Source organism: Gracilibacillus saliphilus (assembly GCF_010994085.1).
GTDB lineage: Bacteria > Bacillota > Bacilli > Bacillales > Amphibacillaceae > Gracilibacillus > Gracilibacillus lacisalsi.
Genome location: NZ_WJEB01000067.1, coordinates 1 through 1,684, shown reverse-complemented (window position 1 = coordinate 1,684; position 1,684 = coordinate 1). Strand labels below are relative to the sequence as shown.

General features: G+C 36.8%; 1 protein-coding gene. It reads right to left on the bottom strand.

Annotation, left to right across the window (positions count from 1 at the left end; translation table 11 throughout):
* Positions 1 to 236: 236 nt before the first annotated feature.
* Positions 237 to 1,595, bottom strand: a complete 1,359-nt coding sequence (locus GHT08_RS21805) for an IS110 family RNA-guided transposase (protein WP_163583489.1) — start codon at positions 1,593 to 1,595, stop codon at positions 237 to 239.
* Between the last annotated feature and the right edge of the window lie 89 nt (positions 1,596 to 1,684).

The following is a 1,684-nucleotide window of genomic DNA, read 5'->3' as shown; positions in this document are numbered from 1 at the left end:
AACCAAGTTTATTATAAAATAGGCTCCATTTTCTTGATTCAGAAAGGGATTTTCACTCGATTCTTTGATCTGCATTGATGCAATCTGGCATAGAGTACAAAATAGATAGATAACGTACTTATCCGCATTTACAGCTCGAGTGGGATAAGGCTAGACATCGAGGTCGCATTGCCTCAGGAAATTTTGATCCGATCTCCACTCGAACCAAAAGAATGGAGCCTACTTATTTGTTCTTTTTATGCTGCTAACGGTAAAGTTAGCTTTTTAAATACTTCTTCTTTGTAGTTGTATTCTGGATTATCCCATTTAAAGGGCTCTTCTTTGGTAAGCATGGCAAACGCAATTTTTAAGAGCTTGTTTCCCATTGCGATGTATACTGATCCAGCTTTTTTACCTTTATCTTTTAGTCGCATAGCGAAGGGTTTTAAAGCCTCATTGTGAACAGAAAGGCTTCGTCCTGCGTTATATAAAGCTCTTCTTAGATTAGCGTTACCTTGTTTTGAAATACGCCCTGCGTATCCCGCTCCAGGTCCGGATTGCTTAATAACAGGATTTGTCCCAGCTTTTTTAATAAGCTGACTTGCGTTGGTAAAATGCGAAAGATCGCCCATCTCACAAAAGATTTCTGCGGCTGTCACAAGTCCTATACCAGGAATAGTTAGAAGTAATAATCCATTGGTATTAATAAATAATCGCTCTATTTCCTTTTCATAATTAGCTATGTTATTTGTGTGATACTCAAAATCTTGTAGTTTTTGTTTTAAAAGAAATAGTTCACTAGAGAGCTCTTCCAAAGGTTTTGAAACACTTTCCCTAGCGGCAAAGAGCAACTTTTCAATAGACGTCTTTCTGATTTTTAAATTATGTTCTTTCGATAACTGGCGTAAGCCGAATTCTCCTAGCTCCAAAATCTGAGAAGCATGAGGGAAATGGGTTAGAAGGTGGACACTCGCTTTTCCCCAAAAATCACTAAAGATTTTTTTGGTTTTGAGTTTCCCATCTACAAGTGTACTGACCCCCTGATATTCACGCCAAATCTGATCATGGTAAGTGCGAATTTCCGTTTTGATACGAGAGCGTTTTTCTATTTCGCTTCTTCTCGCTCGAGTGATCTGTTGAAGTTGTTTATAAACACCTGTGCTTAACTTTGAATTAGTTGCTTTATTACCGATCAAAACTTCGGCAATTAAATACAAATCAATATCATCTGTTTTCGTGTATGTTAGGTGTTGTTTTCTTTCTTCATGGGTGGATGCAGGGTTAATCATATGAACAGATAACCCATAATCCATTAGAATGCGAACAATATCTTCATAGTATTGACCGGTGGCTTCAATCCCAATGAAAACTTTATCCGTTTGAAGCTCTTCTTTTGCTTTCTCAATTTTATCAGTAAAAACTTTCATTCCTGTTCGACTGACCATGAAAGAAAAGGAAGATTCTATACATTCACCAAAATAATTCAAAATCATTGCCTTTTGTAGAACTTTAGAAACATCGATTGGAACAATTAAAACTTTTTCCAAATTCATACCACGAAGCTCTTTTGCGAATTGACTTCTTCTTAACCCTTGTTTACTATTAAGTAGTCTCATTGACTATGGCCTCCTTGGTGGGTGGTAGATTGAGTTAAACTTGGTTAAGTACTTCAATCGTAGCATAGTCATTGGGACTTTTTGTGTTT